Annotated in this window: 21 protein-coding genes; 10 read left to right on the top strand and 11 right to left on the bottom strand. The window is 45.4% G+C overall.

The genetic code is table 11. The features are described from left to right. Window positions 1-2 precede the first annotated feature (2 nt). Together KFF44_RS14985 and KFF44_RS14980 are read right to left on the bottom strand one after the other, a co-directional pair. Window positions 3-449, bottom strand: coding sequence for a YcgN family cysteine cluster protein (locus KFF44_RS14985; RefSeq protein ID WP_255935629.1), 447 nt, complete (start codon window positions 447-449; stop codon window positions 3-5). After that, window positions 449-1069 (bottom strand): SCO family protein, encoded by a 621-nt coding sequence (locus KFF44_RS14980; RefSeq protein ID WP_255935626.1) that lies wholly within the window; start codon window positions 1067-1069, stop codon window positions 449-451. Before KFF44_RS14980 ends, KFF44_RS14985 begins: the two co-directional genes overlap by 1 nt. 180 nt (window positions 1070-1249) lie before the next feature. Here KFF44_RS14980 and KFF44_RS14975 point away from each other — a divergent pair, with 180 nt between their 5' ends. Genes KFF44_RS14975 through KFF44_RS14965 form a run of 3 tightly spaced genes read left to right on the top strand, consistent with a single transcriptional unit; the run spans window position 1250 to window position 3725 of the window. Further along, window positions 1250-1828 (top strand): ankyrin repeat domain-containing protein, encoded by a 579-nt coding sequence (locus KFF44_RS14975; RefSeq protein WP_255935625.1) that lies wholly within the window; start codon window positions 1250-1252, stop codon window positions 1826-1828. 4 nt (window positions 1829-1832) lie between these two features. Beyond that, the gene (locus tag KFF44_RS14970) at window positions 1833-3173 is read left to right on the top strand and encodes an ActS/PrrB/RegB family redox-sensitive histidine kinase (RefSeq protein WP_255935624.1); all 1341 of its coding nucleotides are present in this window, start codon (window positions 1833-1835) and stop codon (window positions 3171-3173) included. A gap of 18 nt (window positions 3174-3191) precedes the next feature. Beyond that, window positions 3192-3725: an ActR/PrrA/RegA family redox response regulator transcription factor gene (locus tag KFF44_RS14965; protein ID WP_255935617.1), complete on the top strand. Its 534-nt coding sequence runs from the start codon at window positions 3192-3194 to the stop codon at window positions 3723-3725. Between the two features lies 1 nt (window position 3726). Here KFF44_RS14965 and KFF44_RS14960 read toward each other — a convergent pair whose 3' ends face one another. Continuing rightward, on the bottom strand, window positions 3727-5178 hold the full coding sequence (locus tag KFF44_RS14960; protein WP_255935615.1) for a deoxyribodipyrimidine photo-lyase: 1452 nt from the start codon (window positions 5176-5178) through the stop codon (window positions 3727-3729). Between the two features lie 135 nt (window positions 5179-5313). Between KFF44_RS14960 and KFF44_RS14955 the strand changes: the two genes are divergently transcribed. Beyond that, on the top strand, window positions 5314-8637 hold the full coding sequence (locus KFF44_RS14955) for a S41 family peptidase (RefSeq protein ID WP_255935614.1): 3324 nt from the start codon (window positions 5314-5316) through the stop codon (window positions 8635-8637). 386 nt (window positions 8638-9023) lie between these two features. Here KFF44_RS14955 and KFF44_RS14950 read toward each other — a convergent pair whose 3' ends face one another. Both KFF44_RS14950 and KFF44_RS14945 read right to left on the bottom strand, forming a co-directional pair. Further along, a complete protein-coding gene (locus tag KFF44_RS14950) occupies window positions 9024-9824 on the bottom strand; it encodes a bifunctional 2-polyprenyl-6-hydroxyphenol methylase/3-demethylubiquinol 3-O-methyltransferase UbiG (RefSeq protein ID WP_255935613.1) in 801 nt (266 codons plus the stop codon). Window positions 9825-9827: 3 nt separating this feature from the next. Then, a complete protein-coding gene (locus tag KFF44_RS14945) occupies window positions 9828-10961 on the bottom strand; it encodes a CaiB/BaiF CoA-transferase family protein (RefSeq protein WP_255935612.1) in 1134 nt (377 codons plus the stop codon). Between the two features lie 301 nt (window positions 10962-11262). Between KFF44_RS14945 and gor the strand changes: the two genes are divergently transcribed. From gor to KFF44_RS14930, 3 genes are all read left to right on the top strand, one after another. Further along, entirely contained in the window at window positions 11263-12618 is a 1356-nt protein-coding gene (gene gor / locus KFF44_RS14940; protein WP_255935610.1) for a glutathione-disulfide reductase, read from the top strand. 156 nt (window positions 12619-12774) lie between these two features. Continuing rightward, complete coding sequence (locus KFF44_RS14935) at window positions 12775-14649, top strand: 2-oxoacid:acceptor oxidoreductase subunit alpha (protein ID WP_255935608.1); 1875 nt, start codon at window positions 12775-12777, stop codon at window positions 14647-14649. Beyond that, window positions 14649-15662, top strand: coding sequence for a 2-oxoacid:ferredoxin oxidoreductase subunit beta (locus KFF44_RS14930; protein ID WP_255935606.1), 1014 nt, complete (start codon window positions 14649-14651; stop codon window positions 15660-15662). Before KFF44_RS14935 ends, KFF44_RS14930 begins: the two co-directional genes overlap by 1 nt. A 50-nt stretch (window positions 15663-15712) precedes the next feature. On the opposite strand, the gene KFF44_RS14925 is transcribed toward KFF44_RS14930, so the two are convergent. Next, on the bottom strand, window positions 15713-16738 hold the full coding sequence (locus tag KFF44_RS14925; RefSeq protein WP_255935604.1) for an LD-carboxypeptidase: 1026 nt from the start codon (window positions 16736-16738) through the stop codon (window positions 15713-15715). Between the two features lie 160 nt (window positions 16739-16898). Between KFF44_RS14925 and KFF44_RS14920 the strand changes: the two genes are divergently transcribed. Then, window positions 16899-18425 (top strand): PQQ-dependent sugar dehydrogenase, encoded by a 1527-nt coding sequence (locus KFF44_RS14920; RefSeq protein ID WP_255935603.1) that lies wholly within the window; start codon window positions 16899-16901, stop codon window positions 18423-18425. A 24-nt stretch (window positions 18426-18449) separates the two neighbouring features. After that, window positions 18450-19076, top strand: coding sequence for a glutathione S-transferase family protein (locus tag KFF44_RS14915; RefSeq protein WP_255935602.1), 627 nt, complete (start codon window positions 18450-18452; stop codon window positions 19074-19076). Window positions 19077-19215: 139 nt separating this feature from the next. Here the strand turns inward: KFF44_RS14915 and rimO are convergent, their stop codons facing one another. The 3 genes from rimO to KFF44_RS14900 all read right to left on the bottom strand — a co-directional run bounded on the left by rimO (window position 19216) and on the right by KFF44_RS14900 (window position 22319). Further along, the gene (gene rimO, locus KFF44_RS14910; protein ID WP_255935601.1) at window positions 19216-20586 is read right to left on the bottom strand and encodes a 30S ribosomal protein S12 methylthiotransferase RimO; all 1371 of its coding nucleotides are present in this window, start codon (window positions 20584-20586) and stop codon (window positions 19216-19218) included. Between the two features lie 44 nt (window positions 20587-20630). Next, entirely contained in the window at window positions 20631-21386 is a 756-nt protein-coding gene (locus tag KFF44_RS14905) for a hypothetical protein (RefSeq protein ID WP_255935600.1), read from the bottom strand. Window positions 21387-21569: 183 nt separating this feature from the next. Continuing rightward, window positions 21570-22319 carry a sulfite exporter TauE/SafE family protein gene (locus tag KFF44_RS14900; protein WP_255935599.1) on the bottom strand — a complete coding sequence of 250 codons (750 nt, stop codon included), beginning with the start codon at window positions 22317-22319 and terminating at the stop codon, window positions 21570-21572. 115 nt (window positions 22320-22434) lie between these two features. Here KFF44_RS14900 and KFF44_RS14895 point away from each other — a divergent pair, with 115 nt between their 5' ends. Further along, window positions 22435-23835 carry a pyridoxal-dependent decarboxylase gene (locus KFF44_RS14895; RefSeq protein WP_255935598.1) on the top strand — a complete coding sequence of 467 codons (1401 nt, stop codon included), beginning with the start codon at window positions 22435-22437 and terminating at the stop codon, window positions 23833-23835. A gap of 13 nt (window positions 23836-23848) precedes the next feature. Here KFF44_RS14895 and KFF44_RS14890 read toward each other — a convergent pair whose 3' ends face one another. Continuing rightward, window positions 23849-24400 carry a hypothetical protein gene (locus tag KFF44_RS14890; protein WP_255935597.1) on the bottom strand — a complete coding sequence of 184 codons (552 nt, stop codon included), beginning with the start codon at window positions 24398-24400 and terminating at the stop codon, window positions 23849-23851. A gap of 30 nt (window positions 24401-24430) precedes the next feature. Further along, complete coding sequence (gene ftsY / locus KFF44_RS14885) at window positions 24431-25375, bottom strand: signal recognition particle-docking protein FtsY (RefSeq protein ID WP_255935596.1); 945 nt, start codon at window positions 25373-25375, stop codon at window positions 24431-24433. Window positions 25376-25385 lie beyond the last annotated feature (10 nt).

The following is a 25385-nucleotide window of genomic DNA, read 5'->3' as shown; positions in this document are numbered from 1 at the left end:
TTTTATGCTGGCCAATCAACCAGATGATCTTCGAAATCTCCAGCTTCCCGTTCGTCAATGTAACGTCCCTTTATAGAAATTCCTGCTTTGTGGACACTTTCCGGATCGCCGCTAACCAATGGATGCCAATCGGGCAGATCTTTCCCTTCATAAAGCAATCGATACGCGCAGGTACTTGGCATCCAGGGAAGTTGATGCAACATGGTTGCATCCATGACTACACAGTTGCCAACGTATCGCTTTCTTACGAGATACTTGCTGCATTTAATTGTTTGGCTATCAACAAAACGACAAGCAACATCAGTGTAATATATTTCACCAGTGTCTTCGTCTTCTAGCTTGTGGAGACAACATTTTCCACAGCTATCGCATAGTGACTCCCATTCATCGCGGTCCATTTCCGTTAATGCTTTTCGTTTCCAGAATGGGTTTTCTTTATGATCCGCCATTATGCAGCTTTCTTTAACAGAGGTCTCAATGCATTGGTAATGTCTTCTGGCTTATCACGAGCGGTAAACAAACGTTGATAATTTCCATTTTGATCCATTAAGAAAATTACGGATAAATGATCCATCAAATACCCATCAACATCATCGCTTTCACGCTTGGCAAAATACACTTTATATTTTTTTGCAACGTCAGCAATTTCCTCTGCTGAGCCAGTTAGTCCAATCATCGATGGGTGGAATAAGGGTACATATTCATTAAGTGTTTCAGGTGTGTCACGCTCAGGATCAACCGAGATGAAAAGAGGTTGTATGGGTGATGTGTCGTAGCCTTCTTTTTCAAGGTCAAGCAGGCTTGAGGTCAGTTTTTGTAGTTCAAGAGGGCAAACATCAGGGCAATAACTGTATCCAAAGTAAACCATCATGTGTTTTCCTCGGAAATCATCATCTGATACCTTGGTACCTTTGTGGGAAATTAATGTAAAAGGCCCACCTGGCCCTGATTGGGATGTCGTCTGAGACGGTGAAGAAGCATCATCAGGTGAATTGATTAATACCCGCAACCCCAGAAACGCAATAACAATTACAACAGCGCCCCAGGCTATAAGACGGACAGACTGCATCCTAACTCTCCATTTTTTGAACAGGATTAACTCGTATAATTTGGCAGAACCATTATCATTGGCTGTAGTTATAGAAATTTGTTTGCCAGTTGTCACTGTTAAGAGATAAATTGCCGCACAGTCTAGTTTTTATTATATCGTATACACTATAAATAATTCAAAGTTGTTAGGATGAAAGTAATGTTGAACCAAATGCGTGGTTTCCTTTTAATTTCCTTCGGGATGTTCACTCTGTTGTCTCTGGGGACCTTTAGTTCGGCTTATGCACAATCTGATCAATTTAAACTCCTCAGGGAGGTTGGCCGTGATGATATCAAAGAGGTTCAAGCGCTTTTGAAAAAAGGCGTTTCCCCTGATACTCGTCGCAGAAGTGATGGAGTGCCTGGTATTATTATCGCAGCAAAAAATGCTAACGGAAATATGATGAAAGTTCTGTTGGATGCGGGTGCAAATCCAAACTTGGCAGATAGAAACCGCGGCGAAACGGCTTTGATGATACGCGCACTTGCTGGTGACACTGCTCAGGTAAAAATGTTGCTCGAAAATAATGCAGACCCTGACCGTGCCGATATTGGTCAAGAAACAGCCTTGATGAAGGCTGTAAGGGCTCGAAAGTTTAGAGTTGTAGAGGTGTTATTAGACGCGGGGTCTGATCCCAATGTTCAGGACCTTAGTGGTAAAACAGCGCTGGAGTATGCACAAATTAGCCGTAGTCGGCGTATGATACGTGCTTTGCAGGATGCAGGCGCAACCTATTGATAGCATGGATATAATACAAGAACAGGACAGGTATGAAAGACACGATACATCTGTTGCCGATGTTTATCGCGATGGTCGTGTCCGATTGGGGACATTAGTTCTTATTCGATGGCTAGCTGTTATTGGTCAGCTTAGTAGCCTACTGTTTGTATATTTTATTCTTGATTTCTCGGTCCCGATTTATCTGACCATCTCGGCGGTTGGTATATCCGCCGCATTGAATTTGTGGCTATCCTTTCAAGCCGATATGAATCGTCGTTTGACAGATAAAGAAGCCGCGGGGCAACTAGCGTTTGACCTATTGCATCTGACATTTCTTTTGTTTTTTACAGGCGGATTAGCAAATCCCTTTGCTATCCTTCTGTTAGCACCAACAAGTGTTTCTGCTAGTATTCTTGGGCAACGAAGCACCAAGTCACTCATTTTTCTAGCGATTACAGCAATCACAGCCCTTGCCTTCACGCCTTACAGCCTACCCTGGAATGGGGAAGCGCCTATTGTTCATCCTATGATCAAGGCTGGATTATGGATCGGTGGCACATTCACAATAATATTTATTGCTGTATATATGGCTAAAGTTAGCAGCGAGGGGCGTAATCATGCGAGAGCCCTGGCAGCAACTCAAATTGCGTTGGAACGCGAGCAGAAATTATCTGCGCTCGGAACATTGGCTGCCGCTGCTGCACACGAACTTGGTACTCCGCTTGGTACAATTATGCTAGCGTCTAAAGAACTTCTCGATACATGGCAAGGCGATGAGTTAACGCGCGCTGATCTTGAGTTGATCTATTCAGAAACAACACGCTGCAGAAATATTTTGTCGCAGTTGCGCGAAGAGCGCAGGGCAGGGAATACAGACCATTTCACACGTGTAACGTTGGAATCGTTGATACGTGAAGCTGCCTCCCCTCATGAAGGGCGAGGCAATGTTTCGATAGAGTACCATGTCAACGATCAGACTGATCATTTGATCATTAAAAAATTACCTCATCTTGTCCATGCAATTAGAAATATTATCGAGAATGCAGTTGGTTATGCAAATTCGGTCGTTGATATAACAATCGAAAAAGATAACACCCACTTCTGGGTATCAGTTGAAGACGATGGGCCAGGGTTTGACCCTCAAATATTAAAAACACTCGGTGAACCATATGTTTCTACGCGTCAACCTACACCAGGTAAGGACGGTGGGTTAGGTTTAGGATTGTTTATTGCTAAAACTTTACTCGAACAGTCAGGGGCACAATTAGTGTTTGAATCAGCCGGTAGAGAATTGATCTCTCCTGGCGCTAGAGTTGTGATATCATGGCCAATAGCGATGTTGGAAGATGAAAAACGGACGTAACCTTAGGGATAGAGCACGATGGAAAATCAAAACAAGAAGTTACTCATTGTGGAAGACGACAGGGCTTATCGAACTCGTTTAACATTGAGTATGGAGCGTAAGGGGTTTGTCGTTTTTGCAGCTGAAGGAATAGAAGAAGGCGCGATTTTGGCTGGCGAGCATAAACCTAACTATGCTGTATTGGATATGCGCCTTCAGGACGGTAATGGCCTTGATCTTGTCCCGCAGCTTAGGCGAATTATCCCTGATATCAGAGTTGTTATGTTGTCTGGGTACGGAAATATCGCAAGCGCTGTATCAGCGGTGAAGGCAGGGGCTGTAGATTTCCTTGCTAAGCCCGCTGATCCGGATGAAATTGAAAATGCACTTTTAACACCTGCGGGGCAGACACCGCCGCCGCCTGAAAATCCGATGTCAGCTGACCGTGTGAAATGGGAACATATCCAGCGTGTTTATGAACTTTGCGATCGCAATGTTTCAGAGACAGCCCGGCGCTTGAATATGCATAGGCGAACATTGCAGCGTATTCTGGCTAAACGTTCACCCCTCTGATCTACGATACCAAGGCCTTGCTGGACTTTAACTGCTGATACGCAATTAGCGCTTCTTCCCGTGTTGCTTTATGGTCAGCAATGGGCCGTGGGTATGTTTTACCAAGTTTAATCCCCGCGCTTTCTAAAATATCCTGATTGGCTGTCCAGGGTTCGTGAATATGTTTGTCCGGCATTTTTTTTAACTCTGGTACATAGCGGCGAATATATTCGCCGTCTGGGTCAAACTTTTTGCTCTGGAGTGTAGGGTTAAATATACGGAAGTAAGGGGCCACTTCCGCACCACACCCTGCAACCCACTGCCAACTTGCGCTGTTACTTGCAAGGTCTGCGTCCACCAGGGTATCCCAAAACCATTTGGCCCCCTCCAACCAATGGATTCTTAGGTTTTTTACCAGAAAAGAAGCAACAATCATCCTAACGCGATTATGCATCCAACCTGTTTGCCAGAGTTCGCGCATGCCAGCGTCTATTATTGGATATCCCGTTTGTCCCTTTTGCCAGGCCGTCAGTGAGCCAGTGTCTTTGACCCATGGGAAATGTTGGAATGTTTTATTCAGTGGAGCTTGATCGAGATCATTAAAATGATAAAGCAAATGATATGAAAACTCACGCCACCCTAGTTCCTTTAAGAAAACTTTGCCGCCTCTGTCTTTGGAGGGGGACAAGTCAATTGCGTTTTTAACTTGGTGCCATACGGTGATTGGGCTGATTTCGCCGAAATGAAGATGAGGCGAGAGCTTTGATGTCCCATGTTTCAGGCTTGGTATATCACGGTCATTGTCATACTGATCTATATTTTCAGAAACAAATTGATCGAGTGCTTTGCGTGCCTGCGTTTCTCCCGCCTGCCAGCATTTGTCCAGAGAATTCGTCCAGTCAAAGTCGGTTGGAAGTAACTTTAAGTCTTCAAGGGGAATGTTATCAGGCCAGTTTTCTGGCGCCTGAAGATGTGGAATAGGCAATGGTGTCGGGATTGCTTCGTGCTTGAGGCAACTATTCCAAAACGGTGTAAAGACCTTGTACGGCGTTTGATCTTTCGTATGAATTTGGGAAGGGTGAAATAAAGTTTGCCCTCTGAAGCGTCTGGCTTCTCCGCCAAATCGCTTACATAGTTTGTAAAGTCTATCTTCAGGAATGGACGCCTCAGGCAAAATCGAGTGCTCGAAATAAATATCTTTATATCCGGTTTGTTGAATCAGCTCTTTCAATACCAGATAGCTGTTGCCTTCCCGAATGATGAGTTTGCTGCCGATCGCATTTAAATCATTGGCTAATGCATTTAAGCTTTGATGAAGCCACCATTTCGATGCGCCTCCTAAAGGCCAGCGGGTTTTAATTGTATTATCATAAATATAGACAGGAATTACCGGTCCGTTGGCGGCGGCAGTGTGAAGAGGCACGTTGTCATGCAGGCGCAGATTGAGGTTAAAAAGGACAATTGTACCAGTCATTTTATGCCGTTCTTCAGTATTAAAAACGCAAGTCTTTTGATTAACCCTATTATAGACTTAGTTTTCTGGACGGATAGTCTTTATTCGCATAGTCTACTGTAAAAATGGGGATAATTGGGACACAAGGGTAATTTAATGACTTTTTCAAAACAGTTTAAATTAAATAGATTGAGCAAAATATCTCAGATGGTTGCACTGGTGTGCGGTGTGGGTTTACTTGGTCAGCCTTCATTTGGGACAGATGAAACACTATTATTAAGACAACCTGATATCAGTAAAAACAACATTGCTTTCGTATATGCAGGGGATCTTTGGATAGCGGACCGAAATGGAAAGAATCCAAAACGTTTAACGTCACATGCGGCAAATGAGACTGGACCAAAATTTTCCCCTAATGGCCGAGAGATTGCGTTTACAGCAAATTATGACGGTAATACGGATGTCTATGTCATCTCGATTGATGGTGGCCAGCCAAAGCGATTAACATATCATCCAGGCGCAGATACTGCGAATGGATGGACACCAGACGGTAAGGAAGTGGTTTTTGCCTCCCGCCGTGAAGTGAAAAGTGGTCGATCAAATCAAATATACCATATTTCCACCGATGGTGGTTATCCCACGAAAATGATGGATGCGCTCGCATATGAAGGCGTTTGGTCGCCAAACGGTGAACGATTTGCTTATCGCCCCCACAGGCAAGCATATTTCGGCGCGAGTGGATGGCGTCAATATCGTGGAGGGGCTACTCCGCCAATTTGGATTTATTCACCCAAGGATGGTGCGTTAGAGAAAATACCACATGACCTTGTAAATGATACAAATCCAATGTGGCTCAAGGATACGGTTTATTTTATTTCTGACCGTGCTGATGGTGCCATGAATATTCATGGTTACAACACTAAAAATAAGAAACTCAGCCAGCTCACAAAAGAAACCGTATGGGACGTCAGAAGTGCTGGCGCATTTGGCGACCATATCCTCTTTGAAACCGGTGGGCATTTAAAAGAATTGAATGTGAGGTCGGGACGCATCAAAGATATTGATGTAAAGATTAACCCCGATCTGCCTCAACTTCGGCCTCAGTGGAAAGATGCCAGCCGTACCGTACAAAGTATTGCACTTTCCCCAACGGGTAAGCGGGCATTATTGTCCGCGCGCGGTGATGTTTTTACAGTTCCTGTGAAGGAGGGATCAACTCGAAACCTAACAAAATCAGATGGAATTCGTGAAGGGTCTGCGCTTTGGTCTCCAAAAGGGGGTGAAATAGCGTATATTTCTGATGAGGGTATGAAGCACACGCTCGTAATTGCCCCACAGACAGGAATTGGGAAAGTTCGCAAACTATCACTTGGTGATAAAGGGTATTTCAATCTTCTGGAATGGTCAGCAAAAGCGAACCGTATCATTTATAGTGATAATCATCTTGGCTTGTTCGCGATAGACCTTGCAAGTGGAGAGCGTACGCAAATTGCAAAAATGAAGCGTCGTGCGGCCATGAGCGTCTCGCTTTCGAAGGATGGTGAGTGGCTTGCTTATACTGCGCCGCGAACGAACTTCTTTGATGATGTCATGCTCTATAGTTTCGAAAGCGGGGAAACCACAGCGTTAACTGATGGTATGGTGCATGCTGGTTCACCTGCATTCTCGAAAGATGGTCAGTATCTTTATTTCACGGGCTCAACCAACTCTGGCCCTAGTCAATCGGTTTGGCTTGATCTGAGTACGCAGGAACGCCCACTGCGCCGCGGTATTTATGCTGCTGTGCTCCATGATGATGGTCGTTCCCCATTATTACCTGAAGCCGGTGATGAGATTGACCGCGCCAAGAAATCATCTGATGAAGTGGATGAAGACGATAGCGCTGATGAAAATACTGAAGAAACAAAGAAAGCACCAAGTATTCATGTTGAAGGGATAACCAACAGAATTATTGCTTTGCCTGTGGCGGAACGAAGTTACGATAGCCTTGAAGTTGCCAAAGATGGTGGCTTGTTCTTTATTGAGCGCATCCAGCCAGGTATCAGTAACGAACCACCCAGTTCGCCGCGGGGTGCAGTGCATAAATTAATGCGCTTTGATTTTAAATCGAAAAAAGCATCGCGTGTGTTCGATTTGGTTCAAAATTACACCATGAGCGCAGATGGTAAAACTCTATTGGTTCAGGGTGCGAACAATCGCTTGATGTTTGGTAAAGCAAGTAAGCAAATCAGCGGCAAGCCACTACGCTTAACTGATGTGCGAATGTTTGTAGACCCGCGTAAGGAATGGACTCAAATATTCAATGATGTTTGGCGTATGGAAGCCGAATATTTCTATGATCCCAATATGCACGGCCTTGATTGGCAAGCCGTCTATGACCGTTTCAAACCATTGGTTGCCCATGTCGGTCGACGTGAAGATTTGAATACACTCATGATCGAAATGATTGCTGAAATGCAAGTGGGGCACAATCGCATATTTGGCGGCGATACACATCGTGAACGTCCTGTAAATGTTGGCCTGTTGGGTGCTGATTTGCGTATTGAAAATGGCCAATATCGTATCAAGGATATCTATTCTGGAGAGAACTGGAATCCGTTTCTTGTAGCACCGCTTTCGGCACCGGGTGTTGATGCCAATATTGGTGATTATATTGTTGCAGTGAATGGTCGGACACTGAGTGGAACTGATAATATCTTCTCATTCTTTGCAGATACAGTTGGTAAGCAGGTCACGCTGACCTTATCCGAGAATACTGACGGTGATGAAACGCGTGACGTTGTGGTTGAACCTATCCGAAATGATGGTCAGCTTCGTAACTGGCGCTGGATAGAGGATAACCGCAAATATGTGGAAGAAAAAACCGATGGCCGTGTGGGGTATGTTTATGTGCCGAATACTGCTGGCGGTGGCTTCACGTATTTTAACCGTATGTTCTTTGCGCAATTCGATAAGGAAGCGGTTATTATTGACGAACGTTCTAACGGTGGTGGCCAGGCCGCTAACTATATTACGGATATTCTGTCGCGTGAGTATTTAGCAGGCTGGAAGGACCGGGATGCTATCCTCTTTGATACGCCGGGTGTGGCAACTTATGGCCCCAAGGCAATGTTGATTGATCAGGATGCTGGTTCTGGTGGTGACTTCCTACCATACAGTTTCCAGCGTATGGGCTTGGGCAAGCTAATTGGAACCCGAACCTGGGGTGGTTTAATCGGTATTTCAGCAAATCCGCAGCTTATTGATGGCGGCGTAGTAACGGTTCCTTATTTCCGTTTCTTCACACCTGACGGTGAATGGCGCATTGAAAACGAGGGCGCTGTACCAGATATTGAGGTTGAGTTATTCCCTGTGGATGTGAATGCAGGCAAGGATGCACAGCTTGATCGTGCAATTGATGAAATGCTGAATGATCTGAAAACCTATAAACCAATTCGGTTGAAGAAAGCACCTGCTTATCCTACCGAGCTTGGTAAATAGATCTTTGATCAATAGCTTTCATAAGCAAATTACAGGGCATTGCTGCTTAGCGATGCCCTTTTTAGTTGGGTGGTGAGTAGACTTAAAGTGTGTTTAAAGCACCAATAATTGGCGCCACTTCTAAAGGAGTATGGCAAAGATTGCGATAAAAGGATTTTAGCGCTCAGGCAAGTTACACATAATCGTTTAGGTCGATTTCTTATATCTATTATAATTGATTTATAAGATGGATGACTTCACGTAGAAAAATAGCAGGACATTTATGTCTGGCAGGCATATGGCATGCTCGGTGTTTTGGTGTCTTTCTTTGCCAATGCTTGCGGGGTGAGTTAAGTACTGAGCATTATAGCTCACCCCTACCTCCCTGATACATGATAGATAATCAATCAGGGTTTGATGGCCTCGAGTGTATACATGAGTGGGATAGATTTATATTCTGCTGGAAGCTTGTAGCGGCTGTTTCCTGCCTTTTCCATAAAATCCCATCGCATAAATGGACACTCGTCACTTTCATCTAGGCGTTTGATCATAAGACCAGCATTGACGAGCGCTGTGATAACCTTGCCAAGATTGTGGTTCCAATTAACTAAATCGTTGTTGATGGTTGCTTGGTCACCATCAGTATATGTACCAGATTCAATAAGATGAAGGCCTTCTGGCCCGTGAAAATAGTCGTACGCCAGATCAAAACCGTTCCCGAAAATCCATTCCACAGGGTGTATTTCGATGAGAAATAATTTGCCGTCTGCTTTCAATAGTTGCGCGATGGTTTTTGCCCAATTGTTGATGTCCGGTAGCCAGCAAATAGCGCCTATGCCTGTATAAATAATGTCAAATTGATTTTGGATGATCTGAGGCGCTTTATAGACATCCGCACAGATGAACTCAGCTTCCAACTCGGCTTGTTCTGCAAGTTTCTTCGCCTGCTTTATTGCTTCTTCCGAGAAATCTAGGCCGGTTACATTTGCGCCCAAGCGTGCCCAGGATAAGGTGTCGAGGCCAAAATGACACTGTAAATGAAGGAGTGATTTCCCTTTGACCGAGCCCATATCATGGATTTCTTGATCACCGAGCGATAGCCTGCCGCTTAAAAATCCTTCAACATCGTACAGGCTTGATTTTGTATGAATTGAAACACGTTCTTCCCATCGAGCTTTGTTAATTGATAGCCATGTATCATCGCTCATATGTCACCCAATTATACCTTGGTTTCTAAATTGCTCTATATCGCTATTGGAATATCCAAGTGTTTGCATAATGTTATTGGTGTCATGACCGCGTTTTACGGGGGCAGAGGGTGTTTTGGGTGCAGTGTCAGAAAATTTTGGGGCTGGAGCAGGTTGGGTCACGCCATCAATTTCAATAAAGCTATTTCGAGCAAGATTGTGCGGGTGTTTGTGCGCTTCCCAAAATGGTAAAACTGGGGCAAAGCACGCGTCTGTACCATCCAGTAAGTCTTGCCATTCCTGTTGCGTTTTGCTTTTGAAAATTTCAGTTAATTCTTGTTTCAATTTGGGCCATTCAGCCGGGTTGAAATGATTTTGCATCCAGCGGGCATCTAAGCCGGCTTTCTCAATAAATATCTGCATGAATTGCGGTTCTATGGCGCCTAAGGACACAAATTTATTATCTGCTGTTTCAAAGGTGCCGTAGAAATGAGCACCACCATCGAGCAAGTTGACACCGCGCATTGGGGCCCACTGACCGCTTGCCATCAATGAATAGAAAATTGACATTAAAGCGCTCGATCCTTCTACCATACTGACATCGACAACCTGCCCTTTACCAGAGTTTTTGGCTTCCAAGATCGCGCAAACGAGACCGAAGGCAAGCATCATACCGCCGCCGCCATAATCCCCCACCAGGTTAAGAGGGGCTTCGGGGGGGCTATCCTTTGGGCCTATTGAGTGCAAAGCGCCAGACAAGGAAATATAGTTGATGTCGTGGCCTGCGGTATTTGCAAGGGGACCTGTTTGGCCCCAACCGGTCATTCGGCCGTAGACAAGCCTTTGGTTAACAGCGCTGATATCATCGGGGCCAAGGTTCAGGCGTTCCATTACGCCCGGGCGATATCCCTCAAAAAGCGCGTCGGCATTTTTACATAAATCCAGAAAGATTTTTTGCCCAGTTTCTGATTTCAGGTCTAATTGGATGGATTTTTTGCCGCGGCGGTTTATATCGACCTTGAGTTCTGTGGGGCCAATGTTACCCGGGCGATCAACTGCAATTACATCTGCACCCATGTCAGCCAGCATCATACCGGCAAAAGGGCCTGGCCCAATTCCCACAACCTCAATAATTTTAACGCCCTTTAACGGTCCCATAAAATCCCCTTGTGCATGTAGTAAAAAATGCCAAAATCAATTTGATGATAAACATTAAACTGGTTTCTATTTGGATGTAAACGATAACCGCGGAGCCGATTATTCAGGCTTGAGACGTATATGTCTAAAAAGTTTGGATTTAATCAAGGATTATTGATCATATTATTGTGATACAATCTGTACTATAGAAACCTTGGAAGGTATGTCATGCATCCCATATAGGCAGGTGCATAAGTTTATATAAGTGTGGATAGAGTAAAATTAATTATAACGTAAAAATCCCACGATGAATGGAATTTCTATGAGCGACTTTGATTTTGATCTTTTTGTAATTGGCGCTGGCTCTGGTGGTGTACGCGCTAGCCGCATTTCCGCGAGTTTTGGTGCTCGTGTTGCTGTTGCAGAAGAATATAGAATTGGTGGAACCTGTGTAATACGGGGCTGTGTTCCTAAGAAATTGCTTGTTTACGCTTCTCATTTCTCTGAGGATTTTGAAAGTGCAGAAGGATATGGTTGGAGTGTCGGGGAAACAAGCTTTGACTGGAAAAAACTGATAGCCACAAAAGACAAAGAAATTGACCGCCTAAATGGCCTTTATATCCAGACACTTGGAAACGCCGGTGTAGAGATGATCGAAGGACGCGCTACGATCGAAGGACCGAACACTGTCCGTGTGGGTGATAAAACATATACGGCTGGTAAAATTCTTGTTGCTGTTGGCGGTTGGCCGACAATGCCTGATGTGCCAGGTATTGAACATGCCATTACATCAAATGAGGCTCTACACCTTGAAGAACAGCCTAAGCGCATTGTTGTTGTGGGTGGGGGCTATATTGCTGTTGAATTTGCTGGTATTTTCAATGGAATGGGCAGCGAAGTTGTTCAGCTGTATCGCGGCGAGCAGATTTTGCGTGGTTTTGATGATGATATCCGCGAACGATTATCGAAAGAAATGACCGCCAAAGGCATTGACCTTCGATTGAATACGAATATCACTGCAATCGAGAAAACAGATACTGGTGTTAAGTTAACGCTGACTGATGGATCAACTCTTGACGCAGATCAGGTGATGTATGCTACAGGCCGCGCGCCAAAAACCGATGGTTTGGGGCTTGAGACTGCTGGTGTTGAAACTGCGCCAAACGGTGCGATAAAGGTCGATGCCTATGGCCGCACGAATGTTGAAAGCATTTTTGCAGTCGGTGATGTAACTGACCGCGTTCAATTGACGCCTGTTGCGATCAAGGAAGGCCACGCCTTTGCTTTAACCGAATTTGGTAACATGCCAACATCACCCGAGCATGATGCAATTCCGACAGCTGTGTTTTCGCAGCCACCAATCGGTACAGTTGGTTTGTCAGAAGCAGAGGCCAAGGAAAAATACGGCGATATTGATGTTTTTGTTTCTGATTTTCGTCCAATGAAGCATACCCTTGGCGGGTCAAGCGAGCGTGCATTTACAAAGCTGATTGTTGATAAGGCAACGGATAAGGTTGTGGGCGCACACATGATTGGACTGGATTCTGCTGAAATTATTCAGGGAATTGGGATTGCGGTGAAAGCAGAACTTACGAAAGCGCAATTTGATGCTACGGTTGCCGTGCATCCATCAAGCGCGGAAGAGTTTGTTTTGATGCGAACGCCGCGAGACAGCTAAATTTTAAAGAATGCTATAATATAAATAGACAAGCGAAATTTCACAGCAACACAAGAAATTTTGCTTAGTCTTTTGACTTTATTAAATGTAATAAGACGTCGAAATCGATCAAGAGTATAAGATACGATCCGACATAGGGTCTTAAGGAATATAGATATGGGTTCAGACATACAGGTTCTTGAATCAGCGGTTGTTCGCTTTGCGGGCGATAGCGGCGACGGCATGCAGCTTACTGGTAGCCAGTTCACAACATCGACAGCACTTTCAGGAAGTGACCTTGCAACGTTTCCTGATTTCCCGGCAGAAATCCGGGCGCCTGTTGGTACAACATTTGGTGTCTCTGCGTTTCAGATCAATTTTGGTGCGCGTGAAATTAAGACGGTGGGTGATGCGCCTGATGTCTTGGTCGCCATGAACCCAGCTGCGCTGAAGGTTAATATCAATAACCTCAGAAAAGGTGGTTTGCTGGTTGTTGATACAGGCAGTTTCACCAAGCGGAATCTTCAAAAAGCTGGTTATGACGCTAACCCACTGGAAGACGGTTCATTAGAAGACTTTCAGACTATCGAAATTGATGTCTCTAAAATGACGCTAGAGGCGGTGAAAGAGTTTGGCCTTGGTAACAAGGAAGCACTGCGTTGTAAAAATATGTGGACGCTGGGCATGATGCTCTGGATGTTCTCCCGTGACCGTGCGCCAGTTCAGGCGTGGCTTGAGAAAAAATTTGCAAAAAAACCAGAGATCGCAAATTCAAATATCGCAGCCTTGAACGCCGGCCACGCATTTGCGGAAACGGCTGAATTATCTGCGGCAGTGAAACGCTATCAAATTGGTGCGAAGAAAACAGATGCGGGCCTTTATCGTACCGTTACGGGTTCGCAGGCACTCTCTTGGGGTATGGCACAAGGTGCTGAACTCGCTGGATTGCAAATTGTACTTGGTTCTTATCCGATTACGCCAGCGTCGCCAATTTTGCATGCGCTTTCCGGTATGAAAGAAATGGGTGTCGTAACCTTCCAGGCTGAGGATGAAATCGCAGCAGTTTGTGCAGCTATTGGTGCGTCATTCGGCGGTGCGCTTGGTGTAACATCATCATCGGGTCCTGGTATTGCGCTTAAAGGTGAGGCGATGGGCCTCGCGATCTCAACTGAATTGCCACTTGTGATTATTAATAGTCAACGTGGTGGACCTTCCACTGGCCTGCCAACAAAGACAGAGCAATCTGATTTGTATCAGGCTGTTTATGGCCGCAACGGCGACGCTCCAATGCCAGTTGTTGCAACCCGTAGTCCTGGTGACTGTTTCGAGGTTGCTATTGAAGCCTGCCGTTTGGCAGTCAAGTATATGACACCTGTTATGTTGCTGACTGATGGGTTTATCGCGAATGCCGCAGAACCATGGAAATTGCCTGATTTGGATAGCATGGAGCCTTTCAATGTTGAATTTACAGGCACCCCTGCTGAGGGCGAAACCTTTAATCCTTACAAGCGTGATGAAACAACATTAGCACGGAACTGGGCGCGTCCAGGTACTCCGGGCTGTGAGCACCGAATTGGTGGCATCGAGAAAAGCTATGATACGGGCCATATTTCTTATGACCCGGATAACCACCAGAAGATGACGGATACGCGCGAAGCAAAAATCAATGGTATTGCCAATGATATTCCGCTTCAGACTGTTGATCAGGGTAACGAGCGCGGTAAGCTTGTGCTTGTTGGTTGGGGATCAACATACGGCCCGATCTCACAGGCGGTTAAGGCAGCACGCGCTGACGGCCTTGATGTAAGTCATGTTCACCTTCGTTATATCCATCCGTTCCCGGCTAACCTCGGTGAATTATTATCAGGTTATGAGAATGTGATGGTGCCAGAAATGAATAATGGCCAGTTAAAAACTGTTCTTCGGGATAAATATTTGTTGGATGCGAAGCCATTTAACAAAGTTTCTGGTCAGCCATTTAAGATTCAGGAAATTCTTGATGCTATTCGCGCTGAACTCGGCGCTGAGGCGCTGCAAGAAGGAGCAGCATAATGAACGATATTGTGAAATTAACAGCGAAAGACTTCACAAGTGATCAGGAAGTCCGTTGGTGCCCGGGTTGTGGTGATTATGCGATCTTGAAATGCATGCAGCGCACACTACCGGAGCTTGGGGCAACACGCGAAAATACTGTATTTGTCTCGGGCATTGGGTGTTCTAGCCGTTTCCCATATTATATGGACACGTATGGCTTCCATACTATTCACGGGCGTGCGCCATCGGTCGCAACGGGGCTTAAACTGGCGAACCCTGATCTGGATGTATGGTTGATCACAGGTGATGGTGACGGATTATCAATTGGTGGTAACCATTTGATGCACTCTCTTCGCCGTGACGTGGATATCAATATCTTGCTTTTCAACAACAAGATTTATGGTCTGACTAAGGGGCAATATTCACCAACATCGGATGTGGGCACCAAATCACCGTCCACACCACAAGGTTCAATCGACCCGGCACTTAACCCAATCAGCTTTGCTTTAGGTTCTGGTGCACGCTTTGTAGCCCGTACTGTTGATACAGCACAAAAGCATATGCCTGGTGTCTTTACCCGCGCACACGGTTTCAAGGGTGCTAGTTTTGTTGAAATCCTGCAAAACTGTATCGTTTATAATGATGCAACATGGGCCAATGTCACCGATAAGGCGGTTGCGGCTGATGCTCAGCTTCTGTTGGAAAATGGCGAGCGCATGATTTTCGGAAAAGAGCGCAACAAAGGGGTTCGCTTTAACGCGTCTACATTCGCGCTTGAGATTGTGACTGTTGGCGAAAATGGAATCACTGAAGATGATGTTTTGGTTCATGATGAAAGCAATCTTCAACTTGCCCGTATGCTTGCTGAGCTTGGCGGTAAACCCGGTGAGCCGATGGCGATGGGTGTGTTATATGCTGAACAGGCTGAACAATCATACACTGAAGCTGTGATCGAACAGGTGAATGCGTATAAAGGTAAGCGCAGCCTTAAGGATATGATGTACTCAGGTGAAACCTGGACAGTTGAGTAAAATTCCAAAACTATATGGAATATAGAGAATGGGGCTTTATGGCCCCGTTTTTATTTCAGTTGAAAAGAGCCTTTACTGGCATTCATCGAAGCATTCTGGCCTATTGGAATAGTGTGTTTTTCATCAATGTGGCCGAATAGTGCACCATAATAAGTGGGCTTACCATTTCCTTTAAAATATCGCTCAAACACATCCATTAAGGCAAAATTTCCAAATCCATCACCGTCTGGATCAACGCGTGTAAATCCTCCCAAAATGACGCCGGAGACTTGGTCAAGAATACCTGCTAGCTTGAGCGTGGACAGCATACGATCTACACGGTAAATCGATTCTCCAATTTCTTCAAGAAACAGTAATTTACCTTTCATATCAGACAAATAGGGTGTTCCAACAAGGCTTGTGAAAACGGTTAAATTACCGCCGATCAATTGGCCGGTTGTCGTTCCCGGTTCAATGGTTTGTATTCGATTATTATGCACTGTTAGCGCGTCGCCTGTGCGCTGAGGTGTGGAGTAATCAGGACTGTTTCCGTCGAACAAAACACTTTTCGCGCTTTCCGTTGTGAAGCTGTTCCACCGTGAGGTGGCGTTGGGGCCGTGATATGTAATAAGGCCAGTTTTGGCTGAAATACCGTTTAGAAGGGCGGTCACATCACTATACCCCATAATGATCTTTGGGTTTTTCCTGATCTGATCAAAATTCAGATAGGGTAATGTAAGGGCCGACCCCCATCCGCCAACAAGGGCAAAAATACCCTTCACGTTAGGATCAAGAAAAGCGTCCATAATATCCTGTGCCCGGTCTTCGTCTGTGCCGGCAAAATATCCAAACCTGTCATGAACATGGGCACCGAGTGTAGGATTGAGGCCAAGGGCGCGCATATTTTCCATTGCGATGTCGATACGAACCTTTTCATATATAACCCCTGCTGGTGCTATGAGGCGTATGGTATCACCAGCCTTCAATCGCTCAGGCATTTGATGAATTGGTTTATGTTGGGAATTTGCTAGTGTTGCCCCGCTGATTGTGGATAGGCTTGCAACAGCGATTGATTTCAATACGTTACGGCGATTCATATACAGGCTCCCTTCGTGAGAGTTTGGCAATAATATAGATCTTGATCAACCCTTGTATTAGATCAGATGACGGTAACAGTAATGACATCAATTAATACTTGCGCATCTTGTTGAGAATGGCAGTATGATAAACATTGATAATTTGCGCTAGGGTTGGGATATGCTCAAAAAAATTCTGATCGGGATTTTCTTATTAATAGCTGTACTTGCTGGGGTTGGTTGGTATTTGAAACCAACAGTGAATGGCCCGCTTTTGGATATGATACTCGGTAGGCAAATCGAAGCACCTGAAGCAGAAACGTTGAAGGCGAGATTGAAAGTTCCTGAAGGGTTTCAAGTCGGTGTTTTTGCTCGTGACGTTCCTAATGCCCGTATGATGCGTATGACCAAAACCGGTGATATTGTGGTCACGAGTAATCGAACAGGATCAGTATTTTTGCTTCACCGTGATGGGAACGGTGACGGTGTCTCTGATGGGCGAAGTTTACTGCTTAGCGGCTTAAATGCCCCGCACGGTGTGGCGTTCTGGGATGACTATTTGTACATCGCAGAAGAAACACAGATTATTCGCGGGATTTATGATGCTGATAAGCGTGAATTAGGCACAATCGAGGTGATTTTTACTGGTATGCCATCAGGGGGTAATCACCGTACACGGACAATTGGGTTTGACGAAGCAGGTATGCTGTATGTCACCGTTGGTTCAAGTTGCAATGTATGTATTGAAGAAGAACCTTACCGCGCCGAGATGCTACAGATGAATGCTGATGGATCCGGTGCGCGCACCTTTGCCACAGGGCTTAGAAATAGCGTTGGTTTTGATTGGCATCCTGAAACAGGTGGCCTTTTCGCGACAGATAATGGGCGCGATCTGTTGGGTGATGATACGCCGAATTGTGAAGTTAACCTGGTGGAAGAAGGAGGTGATTATGGCTGGCCCTATGCTTACGATAATCGTACACCAGACCCGGATTATGGGATTGAAAACCCTGCGAAGGTTTCTGCCTCATTGTCGCCCGTTCATGGTTTTGGCGCGCACCGTGCTCCGCTTGGTATCAAGTTCCTGAAGTCACCTAACACCCCAAACGAGTATCAAAACACGGCACTGGCCGCGCTTCATGGTTCCTGGAATAGTTCCAAGTTGGTCGGTTACAAAGTCGTGTCCCTTCATTTTGATGATGATGGTGCTGTCACTGAAAAGGATTTTCTAAGCGGATTTGAATTGAACGAGGACGTAATTGGCCGGCCTGTTGATATTGAACAAGGACCAGATGGCGCCATTTATATTTCAGATGATTATGCAGGGATGATTTACCGTGTAGGATTTGGTGATGTTGCCGTTGGCTTTCCGGGCGTAGAAATTATTGTTCCGCCAAAAAATCCACTTGCCAGCATTGAGCCAACTGAGTTGGCAACCAACAAAGCAGCGGGAGCGCTTATTTTTAATTCTAACGGCTGTGCTACCTGCCATGTGGACGGTGCGACAGAAGGCGTTCAAGTTAAAAAGCTTGAAGACCTTAAGGAGCGATACACACTAGAAACTATGCAAGATTTGTTTTTAAACCCACCGGGCCCGATGCCGTCATATGAAGCTTTATCTGAAGCAGAGCGGCGTGCCTTGGCAATTTTTGTGCTGTCGAGCGAAGAAGAGATAAAAAAACTCGCGCCACCCAAAGTTAATTTTTAATCTGTAACTTAGTCTGGAAATTTTATGATTAAAGTCCACCATCTGAACAATAGCCGTTCCCAGCGTATCCTCTGGATGCTTGAAGAATTAGGCGTTGATTATGAAATCGTTCATTACACCCGTGACCTGGAAACAAGGTTAGCCCCTGAAAGTTTAAAAGAAGCGCATCCTCTTGGTAAGTCGCCAGTGCTTGAGGATGGTGATATTAAAATTGCGGAATCAGGAGCGATCATTGATTATTTGGTGCGTACATATGGGCAAGGCAAGTTTGGCCCTGCGCCCGGCGACGCAGGCTATGAAACATACAATGAATGGCTTCATTATGTTGAAGGGTCTGCAATGTTGCCTTTAATGCTGGCGCTATATACCAGTCGGCTTGGTGATGCTGCAGAGCCGCTGCGTCCGCGTATCATGAGCGAGATCATGAATAACATGACCTATATGGCAACAGGTCTCGGCGCTAATGAGTATTTTTGTGGTGACCATTTAACAGGTGTTGATGTGCATATCACATTTATCCTTGAGGCCGCGAACGTTAATGGTGGTCTTGCTGCAGCACCAAACCTACTGGCGTTTGTTGAGCGCATGCAGGCGCGTGATGCCTATAAGCGCGCGGTTGAACGCGGTGGACCCTATCAGTTAGGAAGTTAGCTCACAGAATATCTGATAATTGAAAAGAAGGTTATACTTCTGTCTAGCGCCGTTTGGCGCTAGAAATAGCCTCATCAATAATACCTCGAGTATTATATTGATAACAAAGTGTCGCTATGATTTCGACACCTATTAGGTGCTACCAATCCCAGTCGTCATCATCTTCATCAACCACGATATGGCCATATAGGTCATACTCGTCGCTATCATCGATATGCGCCATAACCATCGTGCCGGGAATGCATTCGATTGCGCCCGTGAGGTGAACTTGCCCATCGATTTCGGGTGCGTCGGCATAGGTTCGCCCGACGACGCCTTCATCTGTGACTTCATCGATGATAACAGCCATTTCCATGCCGACACGCTGCTTTAATTTGTTCGCGGAAATTTTCTGACTAACCGCCATAAAACGTTCCCAGCGCTCTTGCTTGACATCTTCGGGCACCTGGTCCGGTAACTCGTTGGCAGCAGCCCCCTTAACGGGCTCGTACTTGAAACAGCCAACGCGGTCCAGTTGCGCTTCCTCTAACCAATCCAGAAGATACTCAAAATCCTCTTCTGTTTCGCCGGGAAAGCCAACGATAAAGGTGGAACGAATAACGATTTCCGGCACTTGTTCGCGCCACCGATGGATGCGTTCCAATACCTTATGCTCATTCGCCGGGCGGCGCATTGCCTTTAGGACTTTTGGTGACGCATGCTGAAACGGGATATCGAGGTACGGAAGGATTATTCCTTCCGCCATTAAGGCAATCACCTCGTCCACATGTGGGTAGGGATACACATAATGAAGGCGCACCCAAACATCCATATCACCAAGCGCGTTCGCAAGGTCCGTCATGTGAGCGCGAACCTCATTGTCTTTCCAGGGTTCTGGTGCGTGCTTGAGGTCAAGGCCATACGCAGAAGTATCCTGGGAGATAACCAAAAGCTCCTGAACGCCCGCTTCTACAAGCTTTTCAGCTTCACGGAGTACCGCGCGCACGGGGCGCGATTTTAACTTCCCGCGAAACGATGGGATAATACAGAATTTACACGAATGGTTACAACCCTCCGAAATCTTCAGATAGGCATAATGGCGCGGTGTCAGCTTAAGGCCGCCGGGCGGTACAAGGTGCGCGAATGGATCATGGGGCTGGGGTGCGTGCTCATGCACCTGATTAACCACGGTTTCATATTGGTGTGGGCCAGAGATCGCAAGCACGTCAGGGGCGACCTCCCGGATTTTGCCTTCTTCGACACCTAGGCAACCCGTTACAATAACCTTGCCGTTTTCAACCATCGCTTCCTTGATTGCACCCAGGCTTTCTTCCTTGGCGCTATCGATAAAGCCACAGGTATTCACAACCACCACATCAGCGCCTGCATAGTCGGGTGATATTTCATACCCTTCTGAGCGCAGTTGCGTCAAAATGCGTTCGCTATCCACAAGTGCCTTTGGGCAACCTAATGAGACGAAACCAACCTTTGAGGATTGGTGGGGTGATGTATGTGTATCCTCTGTATTCATGAGCAGGGCTTATACATCGAGTCATTATGAAATGCTATTGTGTTTTACTGAGCATTTGAATTTGCTTCATTCGGATCTGTAAATAGCCAAGCGAGTTGCCAAGCACCTTTCTTTTCTATTTCGAAGAGCTCTTCAACTAGATATCCATATCCTTGACATTTTGCCTTTCTACCTTTGACCTTGAAATACTGTGTCGGATACATCTCATTAATATATTCGTTTTCAACCCATTTTGGAATTTTATGGGTTTTTTTAATAAATTTCAGTTTTGAAGGGGGTTTTCGGAAGGCGTAATGATCTGGGCGTTTACTGTTTATTTTTTCAGGCGGAATAAAATATGGATCTCCACATATACCCCAATTTCCATCATATGTTTTTTGAACATCATGGTACAAATATTTTGCTGAAACGTTTTTATTGGGCCAATGATGTATAAATAAAAGGGTGTTTTTACCCTTGGGCAATTGTACTTCGCCCCAATGGGTATAAAATTTGAAGTTGATATATTTTGAGGAAACGTTACCAAAAACGGGCTTAATGACTTTGTATTTCGCCTTAAAGCCAGCATCTAACACAATATATTCAACTTGACATTCTTCTGAGCCGTCTTGTTTAGGTTGTTCTAGGCTTTCGTTAGGATTAAAATATTCAATGCTGACTTTTTTACCGACAAAAACGAATAACTCGGGTCGAGGCTTTTCTACTTCTTCATGTTTCGGGCATTCAGCATATGCATTGGCAGATGACTGAGGAAGTAAAAGAGTAGCACTTATAGTTACAAAAAAGAGAATATTATTCATAGTTGCAAATATACACTCTTGAGGATTTTAAACAAGATGGACAGAATATTAATTATCCGGAAGCCGGGTATTTGTTAGATGAAAGATTTTATATTGATGTTGCAGAAGACCTCAATGCGTCAGCAAATAAGGCATCGACTATCGAGATGATGAAGTTTTTGGAGGGTTTGATAAAACCGAACTTTAAGAGAAAAAACCACGATAAACCAAGTTTGCTCCCATCACTGCAAAAATACTAAGTACAATCGTATGGAATTTCGCGGTGGATATATATTTTCTTAGAAATTCCCCGACTATAAATCCGATTAAAACAGGGATTGTCATTAGGCTGGCGGTCGTAGCGAGTTCCGGTGTTAATAAGCCATTTTGAACATAGCCAAACAATAATGGTGTTGAGCCCACAGTGATTAACATGCCTGTTGCTCTGATAAATTCATCCTTCGGTATTTGCCGCGATGTTAGGTAAATAATTAGCGGTGGCGCCCAAATTGCGGTAAATCCACCCAGTATTCCTGCCGCCAATCCGAACCCGGTTTGGGCATGTGGATCGTGTTGTGCGGCAATACGTGGTGCCCATTTAAGTAAGCTCAAAATGGCGTATATGGTTACTACGGACCCTAGTATTATAAGGATAATATCAGAGGACACAGACCTGCTGATCAGGGCTGTACAGAAAATAGAGATAATAAGAAGCGTCGAGAATATCCAATATTTCCGAAGGGTTTCCAGTATTTTTCCGCCCCTGTACACCTGCCAGATATTTGATGCAAACATAGGAATGATCGTGAGCGTGATTGCGAGGCGTGCATCAATCACCAACGACATCAAACTGATGGCGATTGTTGGTAACCCGATCCCAATTAGGCCTTTGATCGTTCCTGCCACTAGGAATACGAGGGCGATAATGGTTAGTATTTCGGGTGATATTTCCATGAAGATAATCTTATCAAGGTGATTTCGAATCTAGTCAATAATCATTGTTGCGGGATGACTGATTATAATTATTGTGAAATCCTATCTGACTGAAGCATGCAGGGATTGCAACCTTATGAACAAAGACGATTTCAAAAAAAATGCCCATGATCTTATTGATTGGATGGCGGATTATTATTTCGATGATGTAAAATCCTTGCCTGTTCGCTCACAGGTTAAACCTGGTGCGGTACGCGCACAAATACCAACAGCTGCCCCAATGGAGGCCGAAGGATTTCAGTCACTTTTTGATGACTTTAGGGATATTGTCATTCCGGGTATGACCCACTGGCAACACCCGCGGTTTTTTGCCTATTTCCCTGCAAATGTGTCGCCGCCGTCTGTGCTTGCAGAAATGCTGACGTCAATTATGGGCGCAAATGCGATGCTTTGGGAAACCAGCCCTGCCGCCACCGAGCTTGAGGAAGCCATGATGAACTGGCTCAAGGACATGATGGCGCTGCCAACGGAATGGTCCGGTGTTATTCAGGATACTGCCTCATCCGCGGCCTTTTGTGCGGTATTGGCCGCACGTGAACGGGCGACCGATTGGCGTGTAAATGAAAGCGGTTTGCAAGCATCGGATAAGCTTGCTTTTTATACATCAGCAGAGGCGCATTCCTCGGTTGAGAAAGCCGTAAAAATGGCGGGACTGGGTAAGTCATCAATCAGGCTTGTGCCGACTGATGATGACTTTGCGATGAAACCGTCTGCTTTGATATCTATGATTGAGGACGACCGAAAAAACGGCACTACACCCACCATGCTTGTCGCGACGGTTGGTACAACGGGTGTCGGCGCCTCAGACCCACTTGAACCGCTTGGTCTGATTGCTCGCAGCAATAGTATGTATTTTCATGTTGATGCCGCGTGGGCCGGAAGTGCGATGGTGTGCCCTGAATACCGATATTTGATGCGCGGGATTGAACTCGCGGACAGTTATGCTTTTAATCCGCATAAATGGATGGGGGTTAATTTTGATTGTACAGCGCATTTTGTGAAAGACGCAGATACACTAAAGCGCACGCTCACAATTTTACCGGAATACTTAAAAACGCGCGAGGGGAATAGCGTTACGGATTACCGTGATTGGGGCATTCAGTTGGGGCGACGCATGCGGGCCTTGAAATTGTGGTTTGTTATCCGCTCCTACGGCGTCGAGGGTTTGCAGGCCATGTTCCGAAATCATATTGAAATGACAGAGGAGCTTGCTGAAAAGATATTTATGACGGAAGGGTTTGAGCTGGTAACCAAACCAAATCTATCGCTTTTAACCTTCAGAAAAGTTGAAGGTAATGCGGAAGAAAGCGATCAGGCTACAGAAGCGCTGCTGACAAAGATAAATGATGATGGCTTTACTTACCTTACGCGCACAGTTGTAAACGGCCGTCCAGTTATCAGGTTTCAGATTGGGCAGATTAATACAAGCTCTGATGATGTTATGACGACTTGGGAACGGATTGTTGCTTTATCGTAAATTGCTTAGTGGTTCAATGCCCTGAAGTATTGTAAATGTTCCGCCATATTGGATGATTGGCCAGCCAATCTAAAAATCGGCCTGTTGCTGCGGCTTTGTGTTTGCGACCCGTTGAAAGCATTTTCGCTGCATGCAGCTGTATGTAATCGTCGGAATTTTCAAGGATTGTGGTGGTTAGAGCTTCAAATTCAATGGGGTAGTTTTGATGAATATCTGTAAGGCCTCGCGCTAAATCATGCCAAAGTTGATCGACAAGATTACGTTCATCATAAAGCATCTCTGCTAACTTTTGAAGGTTGGTTTCATTTGGATTGGCTAAGGCGCCTTTTATTGTTGCACTGTATTTTTTTGCGTAATCAAAACTATTTTGCTTTGACATTGCAATGATGTCGCTCACATCTTCTTTTTTATGCGGTACCCTAGTTTTTATTCCATGAATCCAGCTAATGTTTTTTATCAGCTGTGCTCGTTGCAAGCGTTCTGAGCGTTCCATTAACCTAAAAGGAATTAAAAGTAGCGCGATAAAGACTGCAATTAATAGGACAAGCAATGGATGCGGCAACACAATATCTCTCCCCCTGAGTATTGTTGTAGGTTATGTGCTTTCCGCAACTCCCACAAGGGCTTTTGCAAATTCATCAGCTTTAAAAGGCTGAAGATCTTCGATGCTTTCACCGACACCGATTGCGTGAACGGGTAGGCCAAATTTTTCGGCGCAGGCTACAAGCACACCGCCGCGTGCGGACCCATCAAGCTTGGTCATCACGATGCCGGAAATATTGGCGATTTTCTGGAACACCTCGACCTGATGAACTGCGTTTTGGCCTGTTGTTGCGTCGAGAACAATAACAGTATCATGAGGAGCGTTTGGTACTTTTTTGCCGATCACACGAACGACCTTTGCAAGCTCGTCCATTAGTTCATTTCGGTTCTGCAACCTTCCGGCGGTGTCGATCAAAAGAATATCGATATTATCTCGGATGGCGCGGTCAACCGCCTCGAAGGCGAGGGCGGCTGCGTCAGTACCCAGTTCCTTGGTGATGACAGGCACACCGACCCGCTTCCCCCAAACCTGAAGCTGTTCGACGGCAGCAGCGCGGAATGTGTCACCAGCGGCCATCATGACTGATTTGCCTTCATCACGGAATTTTTTGGCGAGCTTGCCAATAGTTGTGGTTTTCCCTGCACCGTTTACGCCAGCCATCAAAATAATATGAGGGCGATTTTCTGCGTTTGGCAAGAGGGGCTTGGCTACAGGTTCAAGAATCTTAGTAACCTCATCAGCCAGAACCTGTTTAACCTCCTCGTCAGAGATTTCTTTATCATAACGATCTTTGGCGAGCGTTTCAGTTAAACGGGATGCAACACTAACACCGAGGTCGGTTGTGATCAGAAGGTCTTCAAGTTCTTCTAGCGTTTCGTCATCCAGCTTGCGTTTGGTGAAAATTCCTGTAACGCCGCTTGAGATTGCGTTTGAGGATTTTTTTAATCCCGCTGTCAGGCGTTTGAACCAACCCTTTTTTTCTTCTGTTTCGCTCATAAGATTTCTT

Source organism: Kordiimonas sp. SCSIO 12610, from assembly GCF_024398015.1.
GTDB lineage: Bacteria > Pseudomonadota > Alphaproteobacteria > Sphingomonadales > Kordiimonadaceae > CANLMI01.
The sequence above is the reverse complement of the archived record's forward strand: the minus strand, read 5'-3'. Positions and strand labels throughout refer to the sequence as shown.

Excerpts from the sequence above, each read along its gene's own strand:
- KFF44_RS14915 (WP_255935602.1), top strand. The coding sequence starts at position 18,450 with ATGATTAAAGTCCACCATCTGAACAATAGCCGTTCCCAGCGTATCCTC.
- KFF44_RS14985 (WP_255935629.1), bottom strand. The coding sequence starts at position 449 with ATGGCGGATCATAAAGAAAACCCATTCTGGAAACGAAAAGCATTAACG.
- KFF44_RS14950 (WP_255935613.1), bottom strand. The coding sequence starts at position 9,824 with ATGAGCGATGATACATGGCTATCAATTAACAAAGCTCGATGGGAAGAA.
- KFF44_RS14970 (WP_255935624.1), top strand. The coding sequence starts at position 1,833 with ATGGATATAATACAAGAACAGGACAGGTATGAAAGACACGATACATCT.
- KFF44_RS14900 (WP_255935599.1), bottom strand. The coding sequence starts at position 22,319 with ATGGAAATATCACCCGAAATACTAACCATTATCGCCCTCGTATTCCTA.
- KFF44_RS14935 (WP_255935608.1), top strand. The coding sequence starts at position 12,775 with ATGGGTTCAGACATACAGGTTCTTGAATCAGCGGTTGTTCGCTTTGCG.
- KFF44_RS14955 (WP_255935614.1), top strand. The coding sequence starts at position 5,314 with ATGACTTTTTCAAAACAGTTTAAATTAAATAGATTGAGCAAAATATCT.
- KFF44_RS14975 (WP_255935625.1), top strand. The coding sequence starts at position 1,250 with ATGTTGAACCAAATGCGTGGTTTCCTTTTAATTTCCTTCGGGATGTTC.
- KFF44_RS14920 (WP_255935603.1), top strand. The coding sequence starts at position 16,899 with ATGCTCAAAAAAATTCTGATCGGGATTTTCTTATTAATAGCTGTACTT.
- KFF44_RS14980 (WP_255935626.1), bottom strand. The coding sequence starts at position 1,069 with ATGCAGTCTGTCCGTCTTATAGCCTGGGGCGCTGTTGTAATTGTTATT.
- KFF44_RS14965 (WP_255935617.1), top strand. The coding sequence starts at position 3,192 with ATGGAAAATCAAAACAAGAAGTTACTCATTGTGGAAGACGACAGGGCT.
- rimO (WP_255935601.1), bottom strand. The coding sequence starts at position 20,586 with ATGAATACAGAGGATACACATACATCACCCCACCAATCCTCAAAGGTT.
- gor (WP_255935610.1), top strand. The coding sequence starts at position 11,263 with ATGAGCGACTTTGATTTTGATCTTTTTGTAATTGGCGCTGGCTCTGGT.
- ftsY (WP_255935596.1), bottom strand. The coding sequence starts at position 25,375 with ATGAGCGAAACAGAAGAAAAAAAGGGTTGGTTCAAACGCCTGACAGCG.
- KFF44_RS14960 (WP_255935615.1), bottom strand. The coding sequence starts at position 5,178 with ATGACTGGTACAATTGTCCTTTTTAACCTCAATCTGCGCCTGCATGAC.
- KFF44_RS14930 (WP_255935606.1), top strand. The coding sequence starts at position 14,649 with ATGAACGATATTGTGAAATTAACAGCGAAAGACTTCACAAGTGATCAG.
- KFF44_RS14945 (WP_255935612.1), bottom strand. The coding sequence starts at position 10,961 with ATGGGACCGTTAAAGGGCGTTAAAATTATTGAGGTTGTGGGAATTGGG.
- KFF44_RS14905 (WP_255935600.1), bottom strand. The coding sequence starts at position 21,386 with ATGAATAATATTCTCTTTTTTGTAACTATAAGTGCTACTCTTTTACTT.
- KFF44_RS14895 (WP_255935598.1), top strand. The coding sequence starts at position 22,435 with ATGAACAAAGACGATTTCAAAAAAAATGCCCATGATCTTATTGATTGG.
- KFF44_RS14925 (WP_255935604.1), bottom strand. The coding sequence starts at position 16,738 with ATGAATCGCCGTAACGTATTGAAATCAATCGCTGTTGCAAGCCTATCC.